This window comes from Halomonas sp. GFAJ-1, assembly GCA_002966495.1.
GTDB lineage: Bacteria > Pseudomonadota > Gammaproteobacteria > Pseudomonadales > Halomonadaceae > Vreelandella.
In genome coordinates, this window is sequence record CP016490.1 from 2,079,857 (window position 1) to 2,104,412 (window position 24,556).

A 24,556-nucleotide genomic window follows, 5' to 3' on the forward strand; every position below is an offset into this window, starting at 1 on the left:
TTTATAACTCAACATTTAATGAGAACTGTTTTTCTGCTTTTTCAGCAGCATTATTAATAATGGCTAACGATTTTTCAAAATTAGATGGCTTTTTTTGATGGTCAAAATTAGTGCTTGTTTTTTTAATTTCCGTACTGTTATCTGTTGGCGTTCTTTCAAGCTTGCCTTTGGGTTCTGTGTTTTTTTTATTTTCTGGTTTCTTCCTGGTTTTAATGTCAGGCATATGGGCAAGTGAGCTCTCGCTAAGGTTAGCTGCGTTGAGCAATGTTTTATAGTGGCGCAGCGAAAGTTTCGCGCTATTGAATAGAGTGTTTTCTATGCACGTTTTAAGTGCTGGGTTTTGTGAGATTTCGTTGGCCGCCTTTTTCCATAGTAGCGAACCGGCCGAATCTTTCTTTTTATAATGAAGTTGCTGAATCGTTCCGAGAAGAAAGCTCAACAGCATGCTATGGTCACTTTTTATAGATGCTTCCTCTACGATGTAAACAACTAAGTTTTCCATCAGTGAAAAGCTATTTTTAAGTGATGATTTCATCGAATTGAGCTGTGCAGTTATTGAGGGTCGGTTTAATAGCTGCTCACCCCCTCCTTCCGGTAGCAAAAGGACAGGAGGATGCGTTAGCACGACATTTTGCGCTCGGTCTGAAGCGCCACTCTTATAACTGCTGTTGTCTGTAAAGCCAAGAAGCTCTTGGGCTGATCGTACATCTATGCGTGCTTTAATAGTGTATGGATGACCAGTAAGTGGCTGAAAATTAATGTTCATGTGCAACGCTCTTTTATGTGTGTACATAGTGATAAGGGGCAATTTTTCGCTTCGTGCCCCAGCCGCGTTGGAGCGTTTTAAAAATTCAAGGCGGCAATCAGCACACACCCTCAAATAGCAGGCATGCGTAATGTCACCCCTCGAGCGCTAAACACCCGAAAAAATGACGTTTTAAACAGAAGGTAAGCGCGGCAGAGAACTGCCTAGCCTAGTAGATTGATAGCGCCAAAAGATTACGGCGATAAAGAACAAGCCAGCCAGCACCTAGCGCTATTCGTCATGGCCATTGGTCTAAGCCATAGCAATAGCAATAGCAATAGCCTACACAGCCCAAGCTATGAAGAGTGAGGCAGCCATGATTAGCCGGTGTGGAAGCTTCATTCGAAATAGCAAAGTGCAAGAAGGCAGCATTTTCCAAATGGATATCTTTGGAAGCCATCCTATAGGCACATTTGTATTGGGGGACTCCTAACAACCGATTTTGAACATCGAGAGGGAGCCGTAATAAAAGTGAAGATAGGTGATCATCCTCACCATGCGACAGCGGATAAATTAAATGCAATTGTACTTAATCAATGCATTATTTACCGGCACTGTGCGATAAGTACCTACTATCAGTAGATAGTCTTGGTTGGAAATTTACCATCGCTATTTCTGTATTGTCAATCACTTTTTCGCGGATCATGATTTTCGCGAGTGGCCTTGCGTGGTGCATGGCGGGTTTGCTTTAAAAGAAGCTTGTATAGGGTTTGTCTACGTAGAGCCTGCTATGCGAATACCTTACAATGGCGCGTGCATTTTAATAGCACAGGTTAATTAATATTCACCCGTACAGTGTAGGGCAAGGGAACACGCCCGTTTAATCCCTGGGCGGTAGCGTGCCTTTTTAATGGAAATCCTTATGTTACTAGATACTCCTATTTCCCTATCGCGGCCAGCGCGCATGCTGCTGGCGGCGCTAAGCGTTGCCGTGGTAAGCGGCTGTGCCACTAATTACCCCTCTGGCACCTCACAGCAACCCGCACAGTACGTACTCACTAACGACACCGCTAAGCCGCTGGAAGATGAAGCGCTAAACCGTTTCTTGTCTCAGGCGCCTGCCAGCGGGATACATAGCATGGCACGCAGCCCCTGGGGTGATAACGTCGAAATCATCGCCGACTCAACCTACCTAGCCGCCAGTGGCCGCCAATGCCGCCAGCTGCGCGTGGTGGCGGCGGGTGGCAATGCCCAAGCCGCGCTAGTGTGTGAAACGCCAAATGGCTGGGTGAGCCAGCGACTTGTGACCCAGGCCGTAGAAGGGCGCTACTAATGAGGATTTTACTGCCGATGCCGCGTATTTCGCTAAAACACAGCGTGGTTGCCGTGACGTTGATGATAGGTGCACTTGTAGCAGGCCCCGTTTCGGCACAGTCGCTTAGTCTTGCTGATTCTATTTTGCCCGAGCAGAGCGCAAGAGGTGGTCAAAGCGGACAACAGCAAGAACAAGTAGATGATACCCCTCGTGCCGATTGGCGTAGCGGTACCTTCGGCCCTGTTAACTTACCTATGCAGAATCCTGATGCGTTGCCGCCTTTTGGTGCCAACCTCTTTACTGGTGGTTTTCGTGGCGCTATGGGCGATGGTCTCAATGCGGATTACCGTATTAAGCCGGGTGACCAAGTCACCGTGCGTGCTTGGGGGGCTTTTGAACTCGACCGCGTTCTGCCGGTAGATGCCCAAGGCAACATTTTTATCCCTGGCTCTGGCCCGCTGAATGTACAAGGGCAAAACAGCCAGCAAGTAGATAACAGCGTGCGCCGCGCGATTACGTCTGTCTACCCGGATAACGTAGAGGTATACACCAACTTACAGGGCGTTCAGCCCGTGGCCGTCTTCGTAACCGGCTATGTGGAAAACCCCGGCCGCTACGCAGGCACCCCTAACGATTCGCTGCTTTATTTCCTCGACCAAGCAGGCGGTATCGATCAAGACCTAGGCAGCTACCGTCAGATCCGTGTGATGCGTAACAACAGCACCGTAGCTACCGTCGACCTTTATGACTTCCTGATTAACGGCACCATTGCCCGCCCGCAGTTTCAAGATGGCGACACCATTGTGGTAGAAGAACGCGGCCCTGCCATCGCAGTCGGGGGAGATGTACATCGCGAACACCGTTACGAACTAACGGGCAGCCTGCTCAGTGGGGCTGAAATCGTCAGTTTGGCGCGCTTAAGAAGCGGCGTATCGCATGTGCTGCTGCGTGGCGACCGTGAAGATGGCCCCATCGCTCAGTACTTCCCCATCGATATGTTTTACGGCCAAACGATTCGCAGCGGCGATGAAGTCCTGTTTAGCGCCGACCAGCGCAGCGAAACCATCGTGGTGGAAGTGGAAGGCAGCTATTACGGCCCATCGCGCTTTGCGCTTCCCCGCAATGCACGCTTAAGCGAATTGCTGGATGCCATCGCAGTGCCTGAAAATATGACCGCCGTTGAAAGCATTTCACTACAGCGGGAAAGCGTTCGCCAGCAGCAGGAGCAGTCGCTTCAAGATAGCCTGCGCCGCTTGGAAACCACTTATCTGGGCGCGTCATCGCGTACCGACCAAGAAGCGCAAATACGCCTTCAAGAGGCCGAACTCATTGAGCGCTTTATTGAGCGTGCCAGTGAGCTAGAGCCAAGCGGCCGCTTAGTAGTTGCTTCAAAGGACGGTATTTCTGACATTCGCCTGCAGGATGGTGATGTAATCACCATTCCCGAAATTAGCGATTCAGTACTCATCAGCGGGGAAATTCTTGTGCCTCAGGCCGCGGTGTATCGCCCGGGCATGAGCGTTATCGACTACGTGGAAAGCGCCGGTGGCTTTACCGAACGTGCAGATAAAGACCAAATTCTGCTGGTTCGCCAAAACGGCGCAGTGGAGCATGCCCGTAACTCGCCGCTTCGCCCAGGGGATGAGATTCTCATCATGCCCAAAGCGCCCACCCACAACCTTCAGTTAGCGTCCACGCTTACGCAAATACTGTTCCAAATCGCCGTTACCACCCGTGTAGCCTTGGATCTGTAAGCGTTTTAATGGTGAGTGGTGAGTAGACGAAATGCTCACACCTCACGCCTCACACCTCACTAATTTAAAAGTAGCGCTATGGCTAATGTAAAAGGGGCGCCAAAGGGCGCCCGCACGCCTTGGCAAGTCACCCGCAGCGTGTGGTACGCCATGTTTATGCGAGAAGCCATTTCTCGCACCATGGCAGACCGCATGGGCTGGTTCTGGATGATTTTTGAGCCAGTGGCGTTAGTTGCCATCATGGTAGCTATTCGCAGTTTTATCCGTGGCGACCGGCTGATTGTGAATGCTGAATTCATCCCCTGGATGATTGCTGGGCTGATGGGGTTTTTCTTAGTGCGTGAAGGGATGCTGCGCGGTATGGGGGCCATTGAAGCCAATAGTGCGCTGTTTGCTTATCGGCAAGTACAACCTGCAGACCCAGTGCTGGTGCGTAACTTCCTAGAGGGTATGCTGCGTACCTTTGTTTTTTTAATCTTTATCGTAGGTGGCTTGATGCTGGGGTTAAACATGTACCCCGATAATGCAATTAGGGCGATGGGGGCCTGGCTGTCGCTTTGGAGTTTAGGGCTTGGGCTGGGGCTAGTGACTTCTACAGCCGCTACGTTGGTGCCGGAAGTAGGCCGCGTGATTCGTATGCTGTCTTTGCCGCTGTTGATCATTTCTGGCGTCATTTTTCCGCTCAATCAGCTGCCTCACTGGCTGCTGGAATACCTGATGCTTAACCCTATTCCACACGCGTTAGAAACCCTCCGACTGGGCTTTTTTGAAAACTATCAGGTCATTCACGGCACCAGCCTGCTCTACTTCTGGTTATTTACGCTTTCACTAATTTCAGTAGGGCTACTCATGCACCTGCGTTTTGTTGATCGGTTAAAGGCAAAATAATTCATGTACGTTTCCCTACGTCGATTTGTAAAAACCTCTCCCCAATGGGCCGTTGCATTTCTTGCCATCCTGCTGGTCTCATTCTATTGGTTTGTTTGGGCAGAAGAGCGCTACGTATCCCGCGCCACGGTAGTATTAGAAAGCCCCCAAGTCGCCACGCCAGAATTCAGCCTTTCATCATTAATGGGGGGCGGAGGGGGTAACACGGCAGATCTCCTACTGCTGCGTGAGCACTTACTATCAGTAGATATGTTGCGTTTGTTAGACGAGCAGCTAGGGATTCGCCAGCACTATAGCGAGCATGGCGATTTTTTTGCCAAGTTGCGCGATGCAAACGCCCCGATTGAAGACCTGCACAAATATTACCTGCGCCGGGTAGAAGTGGAGCTGGACGAATACGCTGGGGTGCTGAATATTCATGTGCAAGGCTACACCCCAGAGTTCGCCCACAGCATGGCAACGCTACTGCTGGAAGCTGGCGAAAACCACATGAATGAAATGGGCCACCGCTTAGCAGACGAGCAAGTGCGTTTTCTAGAGCATCAAATGGTACGCCTGGAAGACCGCTTTAGAGATACCCGTTCAGAGTTACTCGACTTTCAAAACCAGTACGGCTTAGTATCGCCCACCTCCACAGTGGAAAGCATTAACCAAGTGGTTGCTACGTTAGAAGGCGATCTTGCCCGCTTACAGGCCCAGCGCAACGCACTTGCCAGCTTCCAAAGCGCACAATCTTCCGAGATGCGCCAAGTAGAGCGCAATATTGAAGCACTTCGCGACCAAATCATTGAACAGCGCGACCGCCTAGCCCAAGCGGCAGGGGACTCGCTTAACCGCATCTCCGCCGAGTACGAAACCCTAGAGCTACAAGCTCAGTTTGCTCAAGAAACCTACTCAAGTGCCCTGGCTGCATTAGAAAACACTCGCTTAGAAGCCGCCCGCCAGCTCAAGCAAGTAAGCGTACTGCAAAGCCCGCTATTCCCCGAATACCCAACCGAGCCTAACCGCTTATATAACAGCAGCGTGTTCGCCATCATTACCATCTTTTTGGCCTTCATCCTCAGCATGCTCATCATGATTGTGAAAGACCATCGGGATTGAGTTTTGGTGAGTGGTGAGTGGTGAAGAGTGAGTGGTTGGTGGTAACTCTTGAGCAATGGTTGAATCGCCCCGGATATTCTAGACACCCGTTAGGCTCTTAAAGTAACGCCTTTCATACTCAACCGGTGACAAGTTATCACTTGTGCCGTGTCGGCGCTTTGGGTTGTAAAACATTTCAATATAATTGAACACGTCACATCTAGCTGCTTCGCGTGTTGAATAAATCTGTCGCTTGATTCGCTCTCGCTTTAGAAGTTGAAAGAAGCTTTCAGCAACGGCGTTGTCATGACAGTTACCACGTCGGCTCATGCTGCCTACCAAGTGATTCGCTTTCAGAAAGCTTTGCCAGTCTCCACTGCTAAACTGGCTTCCTTGATCCGAATGCACCATCACCGTTCCTTGTGGCTTGCGTCGCCAGACTGCTGATAACAAAGCATCCAGTACCAACTCCGTAGTCATGCGAGACTTCATCGACCAGCCAACCACTTGACGAGAAAACAGGTCGATAACTACCGCTAAGTAAAGCCAGCCTTCATAAGTGCGGATGTACGTGATGTCCGTCACCCAAGTAACATTTGGCGCTGTTACTTCAAACTGACGGTCTAAATGGTTAGGGGATACAACAGCCGGTTTTCCACCGCCATAGCCGCCAGGGCGTCGTCGATAGCCTGTCTGAGAACGTAAACCTTCCCTACTCATAAGACGCGCCACACGGTGCTTCCCGCAAGCTTCGCCAGCTTCACGCAAGTCCTGGTAGACCTTGCGATAGCCATATACACCGCCGCTTTCAAGCCAGGAGTGCTTGATCAATCCCAGCAAGCGCTCATCTTCTCGCGCTCGATTAGAGAGCGCTTTTTTACACCATGCGTAGTAACCGCTGGGGTGCACTGCCATCATCTGACACAAGCGACGTACCGAATATTGGCTCGCATAATTTTGAATAAACGCGTACCTCAGTCGGACTCCCTGGCGAAGTACGCGGTGGCCTTTTTTAATATGTCTCGCTCTTCTGATACGCGTTTGAGCTCGGCCTTCAAACGACGGTTTTCAGCTTGGAGATCATCATCTTCTTGCCGTTGTTCTACCGGCTTATCGTAGCGCTTGATCCAGATGTACAGGCTGTGACCTGACACGCCTAGCCGCTCAGCGACCTCGGCCACGCGATGGCCGCGCTCTACCACCTGCTTGACGGCTTCGATTTTGAATTCTTCAGTGTAGCGGGGATAGCTCATGGTTCCTCCTAGATACCTTTAGTATAAGGCCTGGAGGTGTCTACGAAACCTGGGGCGATTCAGGTTGCTGAGAAGTGAGGGGGGGGGAATGAGGAAGCATCAGGAGTTGCGAGTTTGGCAACAGGCGATGGATCTGGTGGAGCAAATCTGATCTTACCCAGCAACAGTGGACACTGGTTTAAGCGATCATTCGGGCTTCGAAGACCTCTGGGCTGATCATCCCAATAGCACTGTGTCGCCGTTGCTTGTTGTAGTCCAGTTCGATGTATTCAAACACTTGGCGTCTCATCGTATCCCGCGTTTTAAACTGCTCTCCGTGGATCGCTTCAACTTTGAGACTGTGGAAGAAGCTTTCGGCACAAGCATTATCATAGCAGTTGCCTTTGGCGCTCATGCTGCACTTGAGCTCATGCCGCGTCAGTAGTGATTGGTAAAGCATGGAACAGTACTGACTGCCTCGATCAGAATGGACGATCACGCTTTTGGGCATTTTGCGTTTCCATAACGCCATCTGCAGCGCATCACAAACGAGGTCGGCTGTCATACGTTCACTCATTGCCCAACCAACCACTTTACGAGAGTAAAGATCAATGAGCACGGCCAGGTAAAGCCAGCCTTCGCCCGTCGCCAAATATGTGATATCACCCACCCACTTTTGATTGGGAGCTGAAGCCATGAAGTTTTGCTCTAGTAGATTTGGCGCCACTGGCAGTGAATGCCGAGAGTTCGTGGTTGCCTTGAACTTGCGGGCTGCTTTAGCGCGCAAGCCTTGGCGTTGTAAGCTGGCAGCCACCGTCTTACGATTGATCGGCATTCCATCATCTCGCAGGTCTAGCGTTAATCTCGGGGCGCCTGAGCGACCCTTACGTTGGTGATAAGCCTTGGCCACGCGCTGATCGATAATGGCTTGCTGGCTGCGTTTTGGAGACGAGCCCCCTCGCGCTGCCGCCAAGCGTAGTAGCCGCTTCGAGCGACCCCAACAACATGGCACATACGTTGAACGCTGAAAGCCTGACGATGACGATGGATAAAGGCGTACTTCACTTCAGGCTCTTCGCGAAGTACACCGCGGCCTTTTTTGTGATGGCCAGCTCTTCATTGGCTTCGGCTAACTGTCGCTTCAAGCGAGCGTTTTCTTCTGCCAGTGACCGCTCTCGCTCCGATGTATCTTGTTGTTGCTGAACCTTAGAACGCCACTGATAAAGCTGACTCGAATGTATGCCCAGTTCACGAGCCGCTGCAGCGACGCCTATGCGATCAGCAAGCGCTAACGCTTCTTGCCGATAGGCATCTGAATAACGGGTATAGGATTTTTTCTTCATTGATGTCGTCGATCTTGCCATTGTTCACCTCATCGTAGCGTATTACATTCTTGAGGTGTCCACTGTTACTGGGCAAGATCAATCTATCTCATCACAGCGCAATTTCCTGATGACGAACGGTATGGCCTCACAAGTCAGATGCGTCGAGCCGTGGTGTCAGTTCCTAGTAACATTTCCGAAGGTGCAGCAAGGGGTAGTCAAAAAGACTTTATTCGTTTTTTGTTTATTGCACGTGGATCGTTGAGTGAAATTGAAACCCAACTGCTGATTGCCCAGCGTCTTGGCTACATTCAGGATGTGGGCACTACCATTGAGTTGATTAACCAAGTATCAGGTTTGCTAGGTGGGTTGATTCGCCATTTACAAAATCGATAATTACTCACAACTCACAACTCACAACTCACAACTCACAACTCACAACTCACAACTCACAACTCACAGCCCTCATGCTCAACATCATCCACCACGGCGGAGCCGTTGGCGTTACCGGCAGTTGCCACCAGCTTATCCTCAGCAGTGAACACTCACTATTAGTGGATTGTGGCTTGTTTCAGGGCGAAGACGAAGCGCAAGACAGCTTCCAGCAGCTGCAAATCGAATTCGATATCAGCACTGTAAAAGCCCTCATCATTACCCATGTACATATAGACCACGTAGGGCGACTGCCTTACCTGCTGGCTGCAGGCTTTAAAGGGCCTATCATTTGCTCTGTTCCTTCCGCCGTGTTGTTGCCGCTGGTAATTGAAGATGCGCTCAAAATCGGCTTTACCCGCAACGCCCAGCTTATTGAACGCTTTCAAGCCCAGCTAGCATCCCAAATCGTTAGTGTGCCCTACGGCAAATGGCATAACGTGGTCGAAAAATCCGGCGAAGGCGGCATTACCACTAGAGTGAAGCTCAAGCGGGCAGGGCACATTCTTGGTTCTAGCTATGTAGAAGTAGCCCACCAGGATGCCAGCGGCGAAAAAGAGCGAGTTGTGTTCAGTGGAGATTTAGGCGCCCCTTATGCACCGCTGTTACCCGCACCGCAATCACCCTACGGCTGCGAACAGTTAGTGCTGGAAAGCACCTACGGCGACCGGCTACATCCAAATCGCCGTAACCGCCGTGCCATGCTTAAAAAGGCTATAGAGCAAGCGCTTACTAACGGCGGCACGGTGATGGTACCCGCCTTCAGCATTGGCCGTACTCAAGAGCTGCTCTACGAGTTGGAAGGCATCATTTTTGAAGCCAGCGCGAAATCCAAACCCAGCCGCTGGAAAGCGTTAGAAATCATCGTTGACTCACCACTTGCCGCCCGTTTTACCCAGGTTTACCGCCAGCTAAAACCCTACTGGGATAATGAAGCCCAGCGCCGCCTGCGCAGTGGCCGCCACCCGCTCAACTTTGAAAATCTCTATACAGTAGAAAGCCACGAAGCCCATGAGCAAACCGTGGCGTACCTTGCAAAAACCGGCCGCCCAGCGGTAGTCATTGCCGCCAGCGGCATGTGCGCAGGCGGGCGCATCATGAATTACCTAAAGGCTATGTTAGGCGATGAGCGTCACCAAGTTTTATTCGTAGGCTACCAAGGCACAGGCACCCCAGGGCGCGCTATTCAACAATACGGCCCCCAGGGCGGTTGGGTAGAAATAGACGGCCAACGGTTTGATATAAAAGCAGGTGTCACCACTATTAGTGGATACTCCGCCCACGCAGACCAAAAGAACCTGCTCAACTTCGTCAAACGCATGCGCCGCTGGCCCCACACGATTCGTTTGGTGCACGGTGAACAAGCTGCTCGCATAGCGCTCAAAGATGAACTCGAAAGCCTCTATAAACGGAAAGGCAAAGAAGTGAGAGTAGTGATCGAGGCGTAATCACCATTCACCATTCACAACTCACAACTCACAACTCACAACTCACAACTCACAACTCACAACTCACAACTCACGATTCACGATTCACGATTCACGATTCACCACTCACACCTCACGATTCACAAACAAATGATCGAAATTCGTAATCTCTACAAGCGTTACCACAACCACCACGGTAGTGACTGGGTGCTGAAAGACATCAACCTCACCATACCCAAAGGGGTAAGCGTTGGCTTGATTGGCCCCAACGGCGCAGGTAAATCGACCCTGCTGCGCCTGATCGCTGGTATGGATACCCCCGATAGAGGAGAGGTCATACGCCACAGCCGTGTTTCATGGCCGGTGGGGCTATCGGGCGGCATGCAGAACAACATGACGGGGCGGCAGAATGTCAAGTTCGTGGCCAGGGCGCAAGGAAGTGATGTTGAAGAGGTTCAGCGAGTCATTCGGTTCGTACAGGACTTTGCAGAGATAGGTAGTTCGTTTGATGAACCGGTACGCACATACTCATCAGGCATGCGCTCAAGGCTTTCCTTTGGTCTATCGCTTGCCTTCGATTTCGATGTGTATATATCAGACGAAGCAACATCCGTAGGCGACTTGCGCTTCCGTAAGAAAGCCACATCAGCATTTAAAGAGAAGGTTGGCAAGGCCAGTATTATTATCGTTTCACACAGCGAAGGCATTTTGCGTGAATTATGCGATGCAGGAATATGGATAAACAATGGCGATGCTATCTGGTACGACAACGTGGACGATGCCATCAAGGCATACCATGACAGCATGGCGGAACAAGATGGCGATAATCAAACTCAAGGAGAGAGTGAAAGTGCGAACGAGCAAGAAGTGTTAGCTGCCAAAAAGCAAATGGAAGTGGCAAGAGCAGAATATCAAAAGCTGCGGGACCAGTACGCAGCCCTTCGTGATTCATATTTCGATTAATAGGTGAAACAGTGAGCAAGTTGACCAAGTTTTTTAAACATCCTGTCATGTTTTTTGAAGATGCCCAGAAAAATAAAAAGCTGAAAGAAGGCAAGCCCAAGATTTTTGTCGTGGGATTTAGTACCTGGAAAACATATCTACGCATGTATTTTTCAGAATACGATTTGGTTTTTCTACCTAAAGACATTAAAAAAAGTCAGTTCAATTCGCAGTATCGTAAGAAAATACTTTCTCTAAAAGACTCGTGCCAAGTATTTATCTGGGGATTCAAGGCACCTGAATATATATTGGAGTTTTTAAGAGAAGAAAAAGTTTCAACCAAGTTTGTTGAAGATGGTTTCGTGCGCTCCGTGCAACTGGGCGCCACCAAGGCACCACCCATGTCATTGTGCCTAGATAGTAAAACACCATATTTTGATGCTACAAGACCTTCCGAACTTGAAGATCTGCTCAATAATTTTGATTTTTCAAGCAAGCCGGAATTGATTGTTCAAGCAAAAGAAGGGATAAAGCTGCTCCTTAAAACGGGAGTGAGTAAATACAATAACAGCAAGTCAATTAAAGTCGAAAAAATTTATGGGCCTAAAGCTAACAAGCGAATACTTGTGTTAGGTCAGGTGGAAGATGATGCTTCAATTCAATATGGTTGTGATAAAAAACTAACCAATAATGATGTGGTGCGCTTGGCCGTTGAGGAGAACCCTGGTGCACAGGTCATATATAAGCCACATCCTGATGTGTTGAATGGGCATCGCCCGTATCAGTCTGACCCATCCGATGTTGAAAATATAGCATTGGTGCTCAAGAGAGATATTCCGCTGGCAAACGCCTTTGAAACGATTGACCATGTTTATACGATTACTTCTCTAGGTGGTTTTGAAGCACTATTGCGTGGTATTAAAGTTACTACATTAGGTTGTCCATTTTACTCTGGTTGGGGGCTGACTGATGAAAGACAGAGCAATAGTCGTCGAAATCGTACACTTACACTAGAGCAGTTGTTTGCAGTTTCATATTTGGTTTATCCTACGTATTATAATTCAACAACAGGTGATAGGTTAGGTTTTGATGAAGTGGTTTGGCTGATTAATAAAAGTGCTGCTAATTCAGCGTCTGTTATTCAAGCCAAGCAGTCAGCTAAAGCTATGTCGGAAGATAAGAAAAAAATAACTTCATCCTTGATGGTAAATGTTAGTGCTGGTTCTAAAGTAAATAAGCGTGGCTTTCTTATTGGGTTTGGGATGCATAAAATTAAGTTTTATGCTGATCAAATAACAGAGTACAATTGTTGGGCTTTAAATATGCCTGTATCAAAACAGGCAGCTTTAAGTGTAAGCCAGATCATGTCTGCGTGTTCTCCTAATGAAGGAGACGCATTCATAATCTGGGGGAAAAAAGAACCTGTAGGGCTTGAGGCACAAGCTTATTCACTTGGAATTGATGTTATACGAATCGAAGATGCGTTTATTCGGTCAATAGGCCTAGGAGGCCATCATGCTACACCATTATCATATATTTATGATAAAAGTGGCATATATTTTGATGCTAGTAAGCCATCGGAGTTGGAGCACATTCTTAGCGGTTATGACTTTCAATCAAACACTGAGTTAATGGAAAAAGCAAGATACACCATTGATCGGATGCTTGAGAATAAAACGAGTAAATATAATTATGCTAAAGATGTGGCGATAGAAGATTTATATGGACCGAAAAATAAAAAAAGGATTTTAGTTATAGGTCAGGTAGAAGATGATGCTTCAATACAATATGGTTGTTCAAGAAAAATAACAAATAATGATCTTGTTATCATGGCCGCACTAGAAAACCCAGACGCGCAAATAATATATAAACCTCATCCTGATGTGCTGACGGGGCTAAGAAAAAGGCTTTCTGATCCTTCTTTAGTTGAGAATGTGGCGCAAGTTCTTTATGAGCCAGTATCAATTTCAGATGCACTAAGCACTATTGACCACCTTTATACTATCACTTCTTTAACTGGCTTTGAGGCCTTACTTCGAGGTATCCGCGTAACTACTGTTGGCTCCCCCTTTTACTCAGGCTGGGGGTTAACAGACGACCGCCAAACTAATTCAAGGAGGCAGCGTAGGTTGACAGTAGAAGAAGTTTTTGCTGGAGCTTATATTTTATACAGCAATTACATAAACCCTTATACAAAAGAAAAGATAGATATAGTTAAAGCCCTTGACTTATTAGACTGGATGAAGACGACAAAAGTTCAGCCTATTGATAAGCAGGGTTTATATTCGAACAGTAAAGCTGTGATTGCGAAAATAAATAAACAACTGTCGGATGGTAAGGTCGAGGAAGCAAAAGATAGTGCAGATCTCGCAGTTGGAGCTTATGGGGATATTGATTCCTATTTGGCCAGAGCTAGAGTTAAAGTGTTAAGTGGAGAGCTTGGCGAGTCTGTAAAAAAAGATATTAAATTTGCGATTGAAATGACAGGCTGGAAAGACAAAAGGGCTCTTTTGCAATATGCAAAATATTTGTGGGAGTTCGAAGGCTACGATAAAGAGTTACACAAAGCAACATCTGCTTTAGCCCGTCACGACACCTTGACTGTGAATGAAGCTAAAATGATTTGTGCGATGCTCTGTGATGGTGGGTTTTATGGTAAAGTTGAAGATCTGATTTCAAAGAATAAAATTGGTAAAAGTGGATTAGGGTATTTGTCATTAAGTGCTTATGTTGATAAAAGTGAGGACTCTTTTGCTAATGACGATAAAAAAGCGGCTGTGCTACATAAAAAAATAATTTCAGCTACTCATGGGTTTGAAAACTATATTAGAGAAAATTCCAACTCTTTTTGTATCGTTGGAAATTCTCCTATTGAAATAGGAGAATCACAAGGGACTACAATTGACAGTTATGATTATGTGATTCGTTTTAACGCTTATGACACTGGTCATCCATATTGCAAAGATTATGGTTCTAAGACTAATGTGTGGGTTCGTATGCCGAAAAACATGCTAAATATGGATGCACGATCAGAAGATGATCTTGATCTTGTGATAATTAGTGGCGCTAATTGGCTCAGTCGTATGGATGATGGAGTAGAAACTTTTAAACATTTTGTCGAGACTTATAATCAAGTGGGTGTAGTGCCATTTAAAGTCTATAGCAAGCTTGTCTCTGAGCTTCATAGTCCTGCGAGTGCTGGCTTGCAAATCTTGTATTGGATTTATACTTTAATTGGACCTATTGATAAAAAACAGATCTTTGGTTTCCAATTAACAGATCAGAGTAACGGAAAAGATAGTCAATATAACAGTAGTAAAAATAGATCGGTAAGGCATGACTGGAATAATGAAAGATCTCTTTTTGAAAAAATTGTTAAATAAATTTGGAGATGGTTGTGAAAGAGTTAAAATTGCTAGATTGTACTTTGCGTGATGGTGGTTATTACAATGCCTGGGATTTTTCTGAGCAACTAATACATGAGTATTTAGATGCAATGCAATCTGCAGGTGTTGATATCGTTGAGCTAGGTCTTCGTACGCTCAAGAAGCAAGGGTTCCAAGGCCCTTGTGCGTTTACTACAGATGAGTTTTTGGAGAGCCTTACCATCCCTTCAGGCCTTACTGTAGGTGTAATGGTTAATGGTAGCGAACTAGTTGGTGAAATTCCGCAAATTGAGGCTTTAGAACGGCTATTTCCCAATAGTGCTTCTAACTCTCCAGTAGAATTAGTGCGAATTGCCTGTCACGTTCATGAATTTACCAGTTCTTTGCCTGCAGTAATTTGGTTAAAGGATAGAGGTTATAAAGTTGGCTTTAATTTAATGCAAGTGGCTGATCGAACTGAAGATGAAGTGAAGGCCCTTGCTCGTGAAGCTAAAGCATACCCACTTGATGCACTTTATTTTGCGGATAGTATGGGCAGTATGAATCCAGATCAAACTGCAAAAATTATACAGTGGATGCGCACTGAGTGGTCTGGTCCTATGGGAATTCATACACATGATAATTTAGGGTTGGCTTTGTCAAATACTCTGCGTGCGATTGATGAGGGTGTTACATGGCTAGATTCAACTGTTACTGGCATGGGGCGCGGTCCTGGTAATGCGCGTACTGAAGAATTAGCTATTGAGCTTGCTGAGCGGCGAGATAAGCAAGTTAGCATCGTGCCACTGATGGCCTTACTGCGTAAGCATTTCAAGCCTATGCAAGAGCATTATGGCTGGGGAACTAACCCATATTACTATTTGGCTGGGAAATATGGTATTCACCCTACATATATCCAAGAAATGTTGAGTGACGCTCGTTATGATGAAGAAGATGTGTTGGCTGTTATTGAACACCTTCGTGTAGAGGGAGGTAAAAAATTCAGTCTTAATGCTCTTGATGCTGCACGTCATTTTTATCGTGGTGAAGCGAGAGGGAATTGGTCGCCCATAAATATTTTTAACGGTAGAGATGTACTTTTGTTAGGTTCAGGTCCAGGCGTTGGAGATCATCGTAAAGCTTTGGAGCGTTATATAGAAAAAGCTAAGCCTTTAGTAGTTGCTCTTAACACGCAAAAATGTATAGAAGCAAAGTTTGTTGATTTTCGCGTTGCTTGTCACCCTGTACGATTACTAGCTGACTGCGAAGCTCATACTAAATTACCACAGCCATTAATTACCCCATTCTCGATGCTGCCCGTTGATGTGCAAAAATCTTTAAGCGAAAAAGAAATATTAGATTATGGTTTAAAGGTTAAGGCCAATACTTTTTCATTTGACGAAAATGCATGTACTGTTCCTAGCTCTTTAGTTGTGGCTTATGCACTTGCAGTCCTTAATAGTGGAAAAGCAAACAAAATTATGATGGCGGGCTTTGACGGTTATGGAGCTGATGATCCTCGCAGCCAAGAAATGCACCAGCTTTTTGAAGAGTATCTAGCTAATAAAGAAACAGTGCGGTTGGTGTCAATAACGCCGACTCGATATGCTCTTCATACAGAGTCTGTTTACGCACTTTAAAAGCCTAATGAAGGATAATATTATGCGTAGTGTTGTGTTGATACCCGCACGTTTTGGTTCTACACGCTATCCAGGTAAGCCGTTAGTTAAACTTCTTGGAAAACCTATGGTGTTATGGGTTGCTGAAATTTCGGCCCGCGCTGTAGGAAAAGAAAATGTATATGTTGCTACAGAAGATGCGCGTATTGTTAGTGTTGTCGAGGAATCAGGTTTCCAAGCAGTTTTAACGTCAGATGACGCACTGACAGGCACTGACCGACTTGCACAGGCCGCTTTACAGGTGGAGTCAGATATCTATATAAATGTTCAAGGCGACGAACCTTTAATTGATCCTTTAGATATTTTAAAGATTCGTGAAGCAAAGCTAAACAATATGGATCATGTGATTAATGGCTTCAGTTGGGTGTCTGAAGATGAAGATCCTCATAGTGTTAATATTCCCAAAGTAATAACTACAGAAGATAACCGGCTTGTTTACATGTCCCGTTTAGCATTGCCTGGATATAAAGATAAGAAATGTGCACCAAAAAGCTATAAAAAACAGGTTTGCATCTATGCTTTTACAAAAAAAGAGTTGCAGTTATTTAAGTCATTTGGTCGTAAGAGTGAGCTGGAGTTTAGCGAGGATATTGAGATACTGCGTTTTCTAGAAATGGGGAAAACTATTCGATTAGTAGAAACAAAGCCTGGTAGTTTAGCTGTTGATGTGCCAGAGGATGTTTATAAAGTTGAGGCTGCAATGCGCCAGGCTGGTCTGAAATGAAACAAAGTCTATCCAAATATAAAACGTTAATTTTTGATTGCGATGGAGTTATTTTAAATTCAAATAACGTAAAGACGAATGCGTTTTATAAGGTGGCTTTGCCATATGGTGAAGTTGCTGCACAAAAGTTGGTTGACTATCATGTGCTCAACGGTGGAGTGTCTAGGTATAAAAAATTTGAATTTTTTATAGATAGTATTGTTAAAGATTTGCAGAGTGGCCCTTCTTTAGAAGAATTGCTTACGGCATACGCGATGGAAGTGCGAGACGGATTATTAAAGTGTGAAGTTGCTCATGGACTTTCTGAGTTGAGAGCCCTGACATCTAAAGCTCGTTGGCTAGTAGTATCTGGAGGTGATCAAGAAGAGCTAAGAACAATTTTTCTCGAAAGAGGTCTACTTTCTTTCTTTGATGGTGGTGTATTTGGTAGTCCGTGTACCAAGGAAAATATAATTGCTCGTGAAATTAAGTCTAAAAATATAGAGTTTGATGCTCTTTTCATAGGAGATAGTAGATATGATTTTGATGCATCTAGGGCTTTTGGGATAGATTTTTGTTATCTAAGTGCTTGGAGCGAATGGAGTGTTCCTGAAAAGGAATATTCTAAGTTTAAATTTTGCTACGACTCGTTAAGTAACTTCTTAGTTTAGCCTTGAGGTTTTCTATGTCAGTAAATTACAATAATGTATACGATTACTGTTTTTCTAAAGCAATAATTGCGAAAGAGAAAAAAGTTGTTATTGAGTTTCCTGCCCGTATTTTAGGCACTAAGATAGCTACTAATATTCATATAGGCGCATACACCTATATTCGAGGCGGAGAGGTTAGGTCGTTAAAGAAAATAGGCAGGTTTTGTTCTATTGCTCCTAACCTTAGAGTTGGAGATGGTTTGCATCCGACTTCATACCTGTCCTCACATCCATTTCAATATAATGGTAATGATTTTTCTTTTGCTTCTGAGTATAAAGAATATATAGAGTTGTCCGAGAGTTTTAATCCTCCTTTGCAAAAAAGAGCTGGAACAATTGGTAATGATGTTTGGATAGGTAGTAATGTAACAATTATGAGAGGTGTTAATGTTGGTCATGGCGCTGTAATTGGTGCTGGTGCTTTAGTGACTAAGGATGTAAAGCCATATGAAATTGTTGGGGGTGTACCATCCAAAACTATAAAGTTCCGTTTCTCTGAGGAAGTGATTGACAGGCTTTTAAAATCAAAGTGGTGGGATTACTCGTTGCCATCACTTTCTGGTCTGGACTTTGCTTCTCCAGAAAAAGCTTTAGATGAAATCGAGAATAGAAAAGAGAAGAATTTGATGAGTCTGGCCAATAGAGATAAGTACCTTTATTTTAATGGGAGGGTTAAGTTGATAAAATGATTAATTTTAAGATTTTTTTTGTTTCTTTGTTTAAGAAAGTGAGTGGCTTTGGTTTTTCAAGTCACGAATTTAAAACAAAATCTAGTTCTTCTGGTTCTGCTTTGCTAGATCTTGGTGAGGGTAGTGTTTTCAATTTTCAGCATAATCCTTTCGCTAAGATTCGCGGAAATGTTACGGGGAAAAAAAATAAAATAATAGTTGGTAGTGGGTCTAAAGTTGACTGTGAAGTTACTATGGCTGGCGATTTTAATAAACTTTATATTGATGAGGGCTGCAAGGTTAAGGGCAGGATTATAATAAGAGGTAATAGGCAGAAGGTGCGAGTTTTTAGAAACACTACCTTTCAAAATGTATATATCCTTTGTCAAGAAGGCTGTGATGTTTTAATTGGTCGTAACTGCATGTTCTCTCGTGACATAGAAATACGTACCACTGACGCTCATTCAGTAGTCGATGTACAAACGCGTGAGCGAGTTAACAAACCTGCTTCGGTTAAAATTGGTAATCATGTATGGGTAGGCGTTGGCAGCTTAATTAGCAAAGGCTCACAAATCCCCAATGATTCCATCGTAGGTGCATATTCTTTCGTAAATAAGAAATTTACCGAGGAAAATGTGCTAATCGCAGGTACTCCTGCAAAAATTGTCAGGCATGGGGTGACCTGGAACAGGGGCCGTAAGCCCAAGTTCACCCAGGCACAGCTTGAACATTGGAAAGAACCACCATCAAAGACGGAATGATGACCATGAATTTGAACGGCTACAATATCTCTATCGCGAACGACAAAGCATTTACCCTGCTGGCGGGTATCAACGTGCTTGAGTCCCGTGACCTTGCCATGACGGCCTGTGAAAAGTATGTGGAAGTCTGTGGCAAGCTGGGTATCCCTTACGTGTTCAAGGCCAGCTTTGACAAGGCCAACCGTTCTTCCATCCACTCTTACCGTGGCCCCGGCCTGGAAGAGGGCATGCGCATTTTCGAAGACGTGAAAAAAGCGTTCGGTGTGCCCGTGATTACGGATGTACACGAGCCTTGGCAAGCCGCTCCCGTGGCGGAGGTGGTCGATATCCTCCAGTTGCCCGCCTTCCTGGCTCGCCAAACGGATCTGGTCATGGCACTGGCCAAAACGGGCAAGCCTATCAATATCAAGAAACCCCAGTTCTTGAGCCCAGGGCAAATGGTCAACATCGTCGAGAAGTTCAAGGAAGCAGGCAACGACCAGCTCATGCTCTGCGACCGGGGCACCAGCTTTGGTTACGATAACCTGGTGGTCGATATGCTGGGCTTTGGAGTGATGAAAGATACCTGTGGCAACTTGCCCATCATTTTTGATGTTACCCATGCACTGCAGCAGCGTGACCCGCTGGGTGCCGCTTCGGGTGGCCGTCGCAAGCAAGCATTAGAGCTGGCCCGTGCCGGTATGGCCGTGGGTATTGGTGGCCTGTTCCTGGAAGCACACCCCGACCCGGACAACGCCAAGTGCGATGGCCCCAGCGCCTTGCCACTGCATTTGTTGGAGCCGTTCCTTACCCAGATCAAGGCTATCGACGATGCAGTAAAAGTTATGCCTGCGCTGGAAATTGATTAAGGAGTTGGCTGTGTCTACCTCTAACCGTGTTGCGCTGGTTATACCTGCGCGTTTCGGCTCTAGCCGTTTGCCCGGTAAACCCCTGGCCGATTTGCTGGGCAAGCCTATGGTGCAATGGGTGTTTGAGAAGGCACAGCAGGTGCCTTCTGCCCATACCGTGGTGGTTGCCACTGATGACCAGCGCATTGTCGATGCCGTGAACGCGTTTGGCGGTAAGGTGGTGCTGACATCAAAGGATCATCCTTCCGGCACCGACCGCTTGGTCGAAGTGATGGGCCAAGTAGACGCTGATATCTACATCAACTTGCAAGGGGATGAACCCCTGGTTCGCCCCAGTGATGTAGAACAGCTTGCGCAAGGCATGTTGGTCGACCCCACCGTAGATGTGGGCACGCTTTACCATGCCATTGAAGATGAAGAGGCCCAGAACCCTAATGCAGTAAAAGTTGTGTTAGGGCAGGCGGGTAACGCGCTCTATTTTAGCCGTTCCCCTATACCTTACCCCCGCGAGGGGGATAAACACCCCGGCTTTAAAAAGCATGTGGGGGTGTATGCCTATCGCAAACGCATTTTGGAGCAGTACGCCCAGTTGCCTGCCTCGGCATTGGAGCAAACTGAACAGCTCGAACAGCTGCGGTTGCTAGCGGCAGGCCTGCGTATCCGCGCCTTTGAAGTAGCGCCCACTGGGCCAGGGGTCGATACCCCCGAGTGCCTTGAAAAAGTGAGGGCAATACTGGAAGGCAAGCCCTATACACCCGCGTCGCCACTGGCCCACGTCAAGCTACTGATTACCGATGTAGACGGCGTGCTGACTGATGGTGGCATCTATTACGATGCCACAGGTGAATGCTTGAAGCGTTTTCATGTGCGTGATGGCTTAGGCATGCGCTTGCTGGAAGAGTGCGGTATTAGGGTGGCGGTGCTTTCTGGCCGGGATTCCCCCACGTTACGTAAACGCGTGGCGGATCTGGGTATTAACCTGCTTGCGTTTGGTGTGAAGGACAAATATGCGGCGTGTTTAGCGCTTATGGAACAAGCAGGCGCCACACCAGCGCAAACCGCTTGTATCGGTGATGATTCTATTGATCTTCCTGCCTTTGCGGCGTGCGGGCTGTCTTATGCCGTGGCCGATGCTCCCAGCTATGTGAAGCAACATGCCACTGGCGTGCTTACCTTAGCGGGTGGCCAAGGGGCCGTGCGAGAACTGGCAGACGCCATTCTTACTGCTCATGGCCGGGCAGATGTATTTAACTCAGCGAAGGGCTTCCATTCAGTTTCTGGTGGAGCTGCCCAATAAAGTGGCAGAGCAACGTGATAGAAAAGGATAGACATCAAATGTCGAGTATCAACGTCGGTAAAGAAGTATTCGAAGTCCAGGCCCGTGCATTGGAAGCAGCGGCTACCCGACTGAACGGTTCCTTCGACCAGGCCGTGAATATGATTCTTGAAACGCCGGGGCGCGTGATTATTTCCGGTATGGGTAAATCGGGCATCATTGGTAACAAGATGGCGGCCACACTGGCTTCTACCGGCACGCCGAGTTTTTCCGTGCACCCGGCGGAAGCCTATCATGGCGATTTAGGCATGTTCACTGCCGACGATGTGGTGGTACTGATCTCCTATAGTGGCGAGACGGAGGAAGTGATTCGCTTAATTCCATCACTACGCCATTTTGGGGTAAAAACAATTGCGATGGTGGGCAATCCGGACTCAACCTTAGGCCGCAACTGCGATCTGGTACTGGATGTATCGGTAGAGCGTGAAGCGTGCCCGAATAACTTAGCACCCACCACTTCCACGACCGTGACGCTAGCCATGGGCGATGCGCTGGCGGTGGCGCTTATTGAACGGCGTGATTTCCAACCCCATGACTTTGCGGTATTCCACCCTGGCGGTAGCCTGGGTAAACGGTTGCTGACGCGTGTGAAAGACGTGATGCACACGGAACTGCCGATTTGTGCCCCGCACGACAACATGAAAGAAGTCATCATGACCATTACTCAAGTTGGTTTGGGTATTGCCGTTGTCGTAGATAGAGGCACCATTAAAGGCGTTATTACGGATGGTGATTTGCGCCGTACACTGTTTAACCACGATAGCTTTGATGGATTAACAGCTGCTAGCGTAATGACTCCCTCTCCGCTCACCATCAATCAGATGGAAATGTTTGCAGATGCTGAAAACATTATGCTGAAGGCCAAAGTGACCTCTTTGCTGGTGGTGGGAGAAGAAGGGGCGCTAAGTGGTGTGCTAAAACTTCAGGATGCTGGGCGGCTTGGCTAATCTAGCTTTATCTAAACAATTAGTGTTTTTTAATTCAGCATGAAGTACTTATGAAAGTATTGGGGTTAAGAGGGGCAGGATACATTGGTGCCCAGGTGGTCAAGCAGCTGGCCCGTTCAGGGCACTGTGTTGTCGTGTTGGATAATCTGTCTACTGGCTTTCGTGAGTTAGTGAAATATGGTGAACTGGTAGAACACGATTGAACCGATACTGTGATGCTCAACTAATTGTTGAGCATCATCATTTTGTTGGCGTCATGCATTTTACCGACTTCAGCTTTGTAGGCGATTAGGTGAACGACTGTGACAAACATTATTGTAACAATGTCACCAATACCCTCAATCTGCTAGATGCTATGGCGTGCAACGCTTTATTTTCTTTTCTATAGCGGCAGCGGCCAGCTTTGGTGAATCTGAATACGTGCCCTTTGATGAAGCACACCCGCAACTACCCATTAACCCCTCCGGTGCTAGCAAGCTGATGGTAGTGTGGGTATTAATGGACTATTCCGCAGCTTATGGGCTTCGCTTTATTGCGTGGCGTTATTTTAATGCGAGTGGTGCTGACCCTGAAGGTGTTTTGGTTGGATCGTTTTGCTCTAAGTGTATATTAATCAATACGTTTTTTATCACGATCATCGTCATGGCTATATTGCGCACGGTAAATATATTCGGTGCGAATGGCAAACCTAGCAAGGGAGACGCAAATGGACGCCATCACTCAAGATTTTTTTGATCAAACCCCAGATGCCAACGTGGCAAAAGAGCGTGTCGCCTTTGGTACATCAGGCCATCGAGGGCGCGCTGCTGACCGCACCTTTAACGCGGCGCACATTTTTGCGATTACCCAAGCCGTGGTGGATTACCGTAAAGCGCAAGACTACCAAGGGCCACTGTTTTTAGGTTTTGATACCCATGCGCTTTCTCGCCCTGCCTGGGAGTCCGCGCTGAGAGTCTTGGCGGCTAATAAGGTGCCCGTGCTGATTGAAAAGCATCACGGCTACACGGCAACGCCGCTGGTTAGCCACGCTATTTTGCAGCACAACAGCCTTCAACATCAGGCGATGCCAGGAGCGGCCAAAGCCGATGGCCTGATTATTACGCCCTCCCATAACCCACCAGAAGATGGTGGTATTAAGTACAACCCGGCCCACGGTGGGCCTGCCGATACCGACGCTACAACATGGATTGAGCAGCGTGCTAATGCCTATTTGCTAGGTGAGTTAGGCGAAATGGCGCTGGTTTCGGTTGAAGATGCGCTCGCTTACGCCCAGGAGTATGACTTTACGGCCCACTACGTAGCGCAGCTGGGTAAGGTGGTGGATATGGCGGCTATTCAAAGCGCCAGCCTTACGCTAGGGGTAGACCCCATGGGGGGAACCGCGCTGCCGGTATGGCAAGCGGTCGCTGAGCACTACGGCCTTAATCTTGAGGTGGTCAATACCACGGTCGATGCCAGCTTTAGCTTTATGCCGCCTGATCACGACGGCAAAATTCGCATGGATTGCTCCAGCGCTGCCGCCATGGCGAACCTGTTAAACATTAAAGACCGTTTTGATCTTTCTTATGGCAACGACCCTGATGCCGACCGCCACGGTATTGTGGATGCCAACGGGTTGATGAACCCTAACCACTTCTTAGCCGTGTGCGTGGACTACTTAATCAGCCACCGACCCGAGTGGGCAGTGACACTTAAAATCGGTAAGACGCTGGTGTCCTCTTCCATGATTGACCGAGTGGTTGCCTCCCACGGGCGTGAGCTTTATGAAGTGCCGGTAGGGTTCAAGTGGTTCGTGGATGGCTTGCATGAGGGGTGGCTTGCCTTTGGGGGAGAGGAGAGCGCAGGCGCTAGCCTGCTTACCCATGATGGTAAGGCATGGTCTACTGATAAAGACGGTATTGTGCTGTGCCTATTGGCCGCCGAGATATTGGCGGTTACCGGTAAAACACCGAGCGAGTATTACCGCACCTTAACCGAGCGTTTTGGCGAGCCGTTTTACAAGCGGGTCGATACTGCCTGTACCGCTGAAGAAAAAGCCGCTTTCAAACAGCTAAGTGCAGAGAGCGTTACCGAAACCATGCTGGCGGGTGATCCGATCACTGCCGTACTGGTCAACGCCCCTGGTAACGGTGCAGCCATTGGTGGTTTGAAGGTAACGACTGACAACGGCTGGTTTGCTGCCCGCCCCAGCGGCACGGAGTCGCTTTACAAAATATACGCTGAGAGCTTTAAGGGCCCGCAGCACTTAGATGAACTGATCGAAAGTGCCACAAAGCTACTTTCCGGTGTGTTGGGTAGCTCGGTGTAAACTGCAGCGTACCCGCATAGCGATACTGGGATTAGCAAAAATCCGCGTAAACCCTCGCCCGATTGAGGGCGGGGATACAAGCGGGCAGCGCGCT

22 protein-coding genes and 1 pseudogene are annotated in these 24,556 nt (G+C 47.4%); 18 read left to right on the forward strand and 5 right to left on the reverse strand.

All coding sequences use genetic code 11. The features are described from left to right. Position 1: 1 nt before the first annotated feature. Positions 2 to 766: a hypothetical protein gene (locus tag BB497_09540; protein ID AVI62922.1), complete on the reverse strand. Its 765-nt coding sequence runs from the start codon at positions 764 to 766 to the stop codon at positions 2 to 4. Positions 767 to 1,667: 901 nt separating this feature from the next. On the opposite strand from BB497_09540, the gene BB497_09545 reads away from it, so the two are divergent. The 4 genes from BB497_09545 to BB497_09560 all read left to right on the forward strand — a co-directional run bounded on the left by BB497_09545 (position 1,668) and on the right by BB497_09560 (position 5,803). Continuing rightward, entirely contained in the window at positions 1,668 to 2,078 is a 411-nt protein-coding gene (locus BB497_09545) for a hypothetical protein (GenBank protein ID AVI62923.1), read from the forward strand. Next, on the forward strand, positions 2,078 to 3,814 hold the full coding sequence (locus tag BB497_09550; GenBank protein AVI62924.1) for a capsid assembly protein: 1,737 nt from the start codon (positions 2,078 to 2,080) through the stop codon (positions 3,812 to 3,814). Before BB497_09545 ends, BB497_09550 begins: the two co-directional genes overlap by 1 nt. 78 nt (positions 3,815 to 3,892) lie before the next feature. Next, positions 3,893 to 4,702 carry an ABC transporter permease gene (locus BB497_09555; protein AVI62925.1) on the forward strand — a complete coding sequence of 270 codons (810 nt, stop codon included), beginning with the start codon at positions 3,893 to 3,895 and terminating at the stop codon, positions 4,700 to 4,702. Between the two features lie 3 nt (positions 4,703 to 4,705). Further along, positions 4,706 to 5,803 carry a chain-length determining protein gene (locus BB497_09560; protein AVI62926.1) on the forward strand — a complete coding sequence of 366 codons (1,098 nt, stop codon included), beginning with the start codon at positions 4,706 to 4,708 and terminating at the stop codon, positions 5,801 to 5,803. Positions 5,804 to 5,881: 78 nt separating this feature from the next. Here BB497_09560 and BB497_09565 read toward each other — a convergent pair whose 3' ends face one another. From BB497_09565 to BB497_09580, 4 genes and pseudogenes are all read right to left on the reverse strand, one after another. Next, complete coding sequence (locus tag BB497_09565; protein ID AVI62927.1) at positions 5,882 to 6,700, reverse strand: transposase; 819 nt, start codon at positions 6,698 to 6,700, stop codon at positions 5,882 to 5,884. 56 nt (positions 6,701 to 6,756) lie between these two features. After that, on the reverse strand, positions 6,757 to 7,035 hold the full coding sequence (locus BB497_09570; GenBank protein ID AVI62928.1) for a transposase: 279 nt from the start codon (positions 7,033 to 7,035) through the stop codon (positions 6,757 to 6,759). Between the two features lie 178 nt (positions 7,036 to 7,213). Beyond that, positions 7,214 to 8,079 (reverse strand): annotated as a pseudogene (locus tag BB497_09575) (transposase). Beyond that, entirely contained in the window at positions 8,076 to 8,378 is a 303-nt protein-coding gene (locus BB497_09580; GenBank protein ID AVI62929.1) for a transposase, read from the reverse strand. The pseudogene BB497_09575 and the gene BB497_09580 overlap by 4 nt, the downstream one beginning before the upstream one ends. Positions 8,379 to 8,438: 60 nt before the next feature. Here BB497_09580 and BB497_09585 point away from each other — a divergent pair, with 60 nt between their 5' ends. From BB497_09585 to BB497_09650, 14 genes are all read left to right on the forward strand, one after another. Continuing rightward, positions 8,439 to 8,732 (forward strand): four helix bundle protein, encoded by a 294-nt coding sequence (locus BB497_09585; protein ID AVI62930.1) that lies wholly within the window; start codon positions 8,439 to 8,441, stop codon positions 8,730 to 8,732. A gap of 71 nt (positions 8,733 to 8,803) precedes the next feature. Further along, the gene (locus BB497_09590; GenBank protein AVI62931.1) at positions 8,804 to 10,216 is read left to right on the forward strand and encodes an MBL fold hydrolase; all 1,413 of its coding nucleotides are present in this window, start codon (positions 8,804 to 8,806) and stop codon (positions 10,214 to 10,216) included. A 129-nt stretch (positions 10,217 to 10,345) separates the two neighbouring features. Beyond that, complete coding sequence (locus BB497_09595) at positions 10,346 to 11,158, forward strand: polysaccharide/polyol phosphate ABC transporter ATP-binding protein (GenBank protein ID AVI62932.1); 813 nt, start codon at positions 10,346 to 10,348, stop codon at positions 11,156 to 11,158. An 11-nt stretch (positions 11,159 to 11,169) separates the two neighbouring features. Then, positions 11,170 to 14,520: a hypothetical protein gene (locus tag BB497_09600; protein AVI62933.1), complete on the forward strand. Its 3,351-nt coding sequence runs from the start codon at positions 11,170 to 11,172 to the stop codon at positions 14,518 to 14,520. Positions 14,521 to 14,528: 8 nt separating this feature from the next. Further along, positions 14,529 to 16,142, forward strand: a complete 1,614-nt coding sequence (locus BB497_09605) for an aldolase (GenBank protein AVI62934.1) — start codon at positions 14,529 to 14,531, stop codon at positions 16,140 to 16,142. A 22-nt stretch (positions 16,143 to 16,164) separates the two neighbouring features. Then, positions 16,165 to 16,905, forward strand: coding sequence for a 3-deoxy-manno-octulosonate cytidylyltransferase (locus BB497_09610; protein ID AVI62935.1), 741 nt, complete (start codon positions 16,165 to 16,167; stop codon positions 16,903 to 16,905). After that, positions 16,902 to 17,555, forward strand: a complete 654-nt coding sequence (locus BB497_09615; protein AVI62936.1) for an HAD family hydrolase — start codon at positions 16,902 to 16,904, stop codon at positions 17,553 to 17,555. The genes BB497_09610 and BB497_09615 overlap by 4 nt, the downstream gene beginning before the upstream one ends. A gap of 158 nt (positions 17,556 to 17,713) precedes the next feature. Then, entirely contained in the window at positions 17,714 to 18,283 is a 570-nt protein-coding gene (locus tag BB497_09620; GenBank protein AVI64316.1) for a hypothetical protein, read from the forward strand. After that, positions 18,280 to 19,023, forward strand: coding sequence for a hypothetical protein (locus BB497_09625; protein ID AVI62937.1), 744 nt, complete (start codon positions 18,280 to 18,282; stop codon positions 19,021 to 19,023). The genes BB497_09620 and BB497_09625 overlap by 4 nt, the downstream gene beginning before the upstream one ends. A gap of 5 nt (positions 19,024 to 19,028) precedes the next feature. Next, positions 19,029 to 19,871 carry a 3-deoxy-8-phosphooctulonate synthase gene (locus BB497_09630; GenBank protein ID AVI64317.1) on the forward strand — a complete coding sequence of 281 codons (843 nt, stop codon included), beginning with the start codon at positions 19,029 to 19,031 and terminating at the stop codon, positions 19,869 to 19,871. Positions 19,872 to 20,679: 808 nt separating this feature from the next. Beyond that, a complete protein-coding gene (locus BB497_09635) occupies positions 20,680 to 21,168 on the forward strand; it encodes a 3-deoxy-D-manno-octulosonate 8-phosphate phosphatase (protein ID AVI64318.1) in 489 nt (162 codons plus the stop codon). A 140-nt stretch (positions 21,169 to 21,308) separates the two neighbouring features. After that, on the forward strand, positions 21,309 to 22,154 hold the full coding sequence (locus tag BB497_09640; GenBank protein AVI64319.1) for an arabinose-5-phosphate isomerase: 846 nt from the start codon (positions 21,309 to 21,311) through the stop codon (positions 22,152 to 22,154). A 360-nt stretch (positions 22,155 to 22,514) separates the two neighbouring features. Next, entirely contained in the window at positions 22,515 to 22,889 is a 375-nt protein-coding gene (locus BB497_09645) for a hypothetical protein (GenBank protein ID AVI62938.1), read from the forward strand. Beyond that, positions 22,861 to 24,462, forward strand: coding sequence for a phosphoglucomutase, alpha-D-glucose phosphate-specific (locus BB497_09650; GenBank protein AVI62939.1), 1,602 nt, complete (start codon positions 22,861 to 22,863; stop codon positions 24,460 to 24,462). The genes BB497_09645 and BB497_09650 overlap by 29 nt, the downstream gene beginning before the upstream one ends. Positions 24,463 to 24,556: the final 94 nt, after the last annotated feature.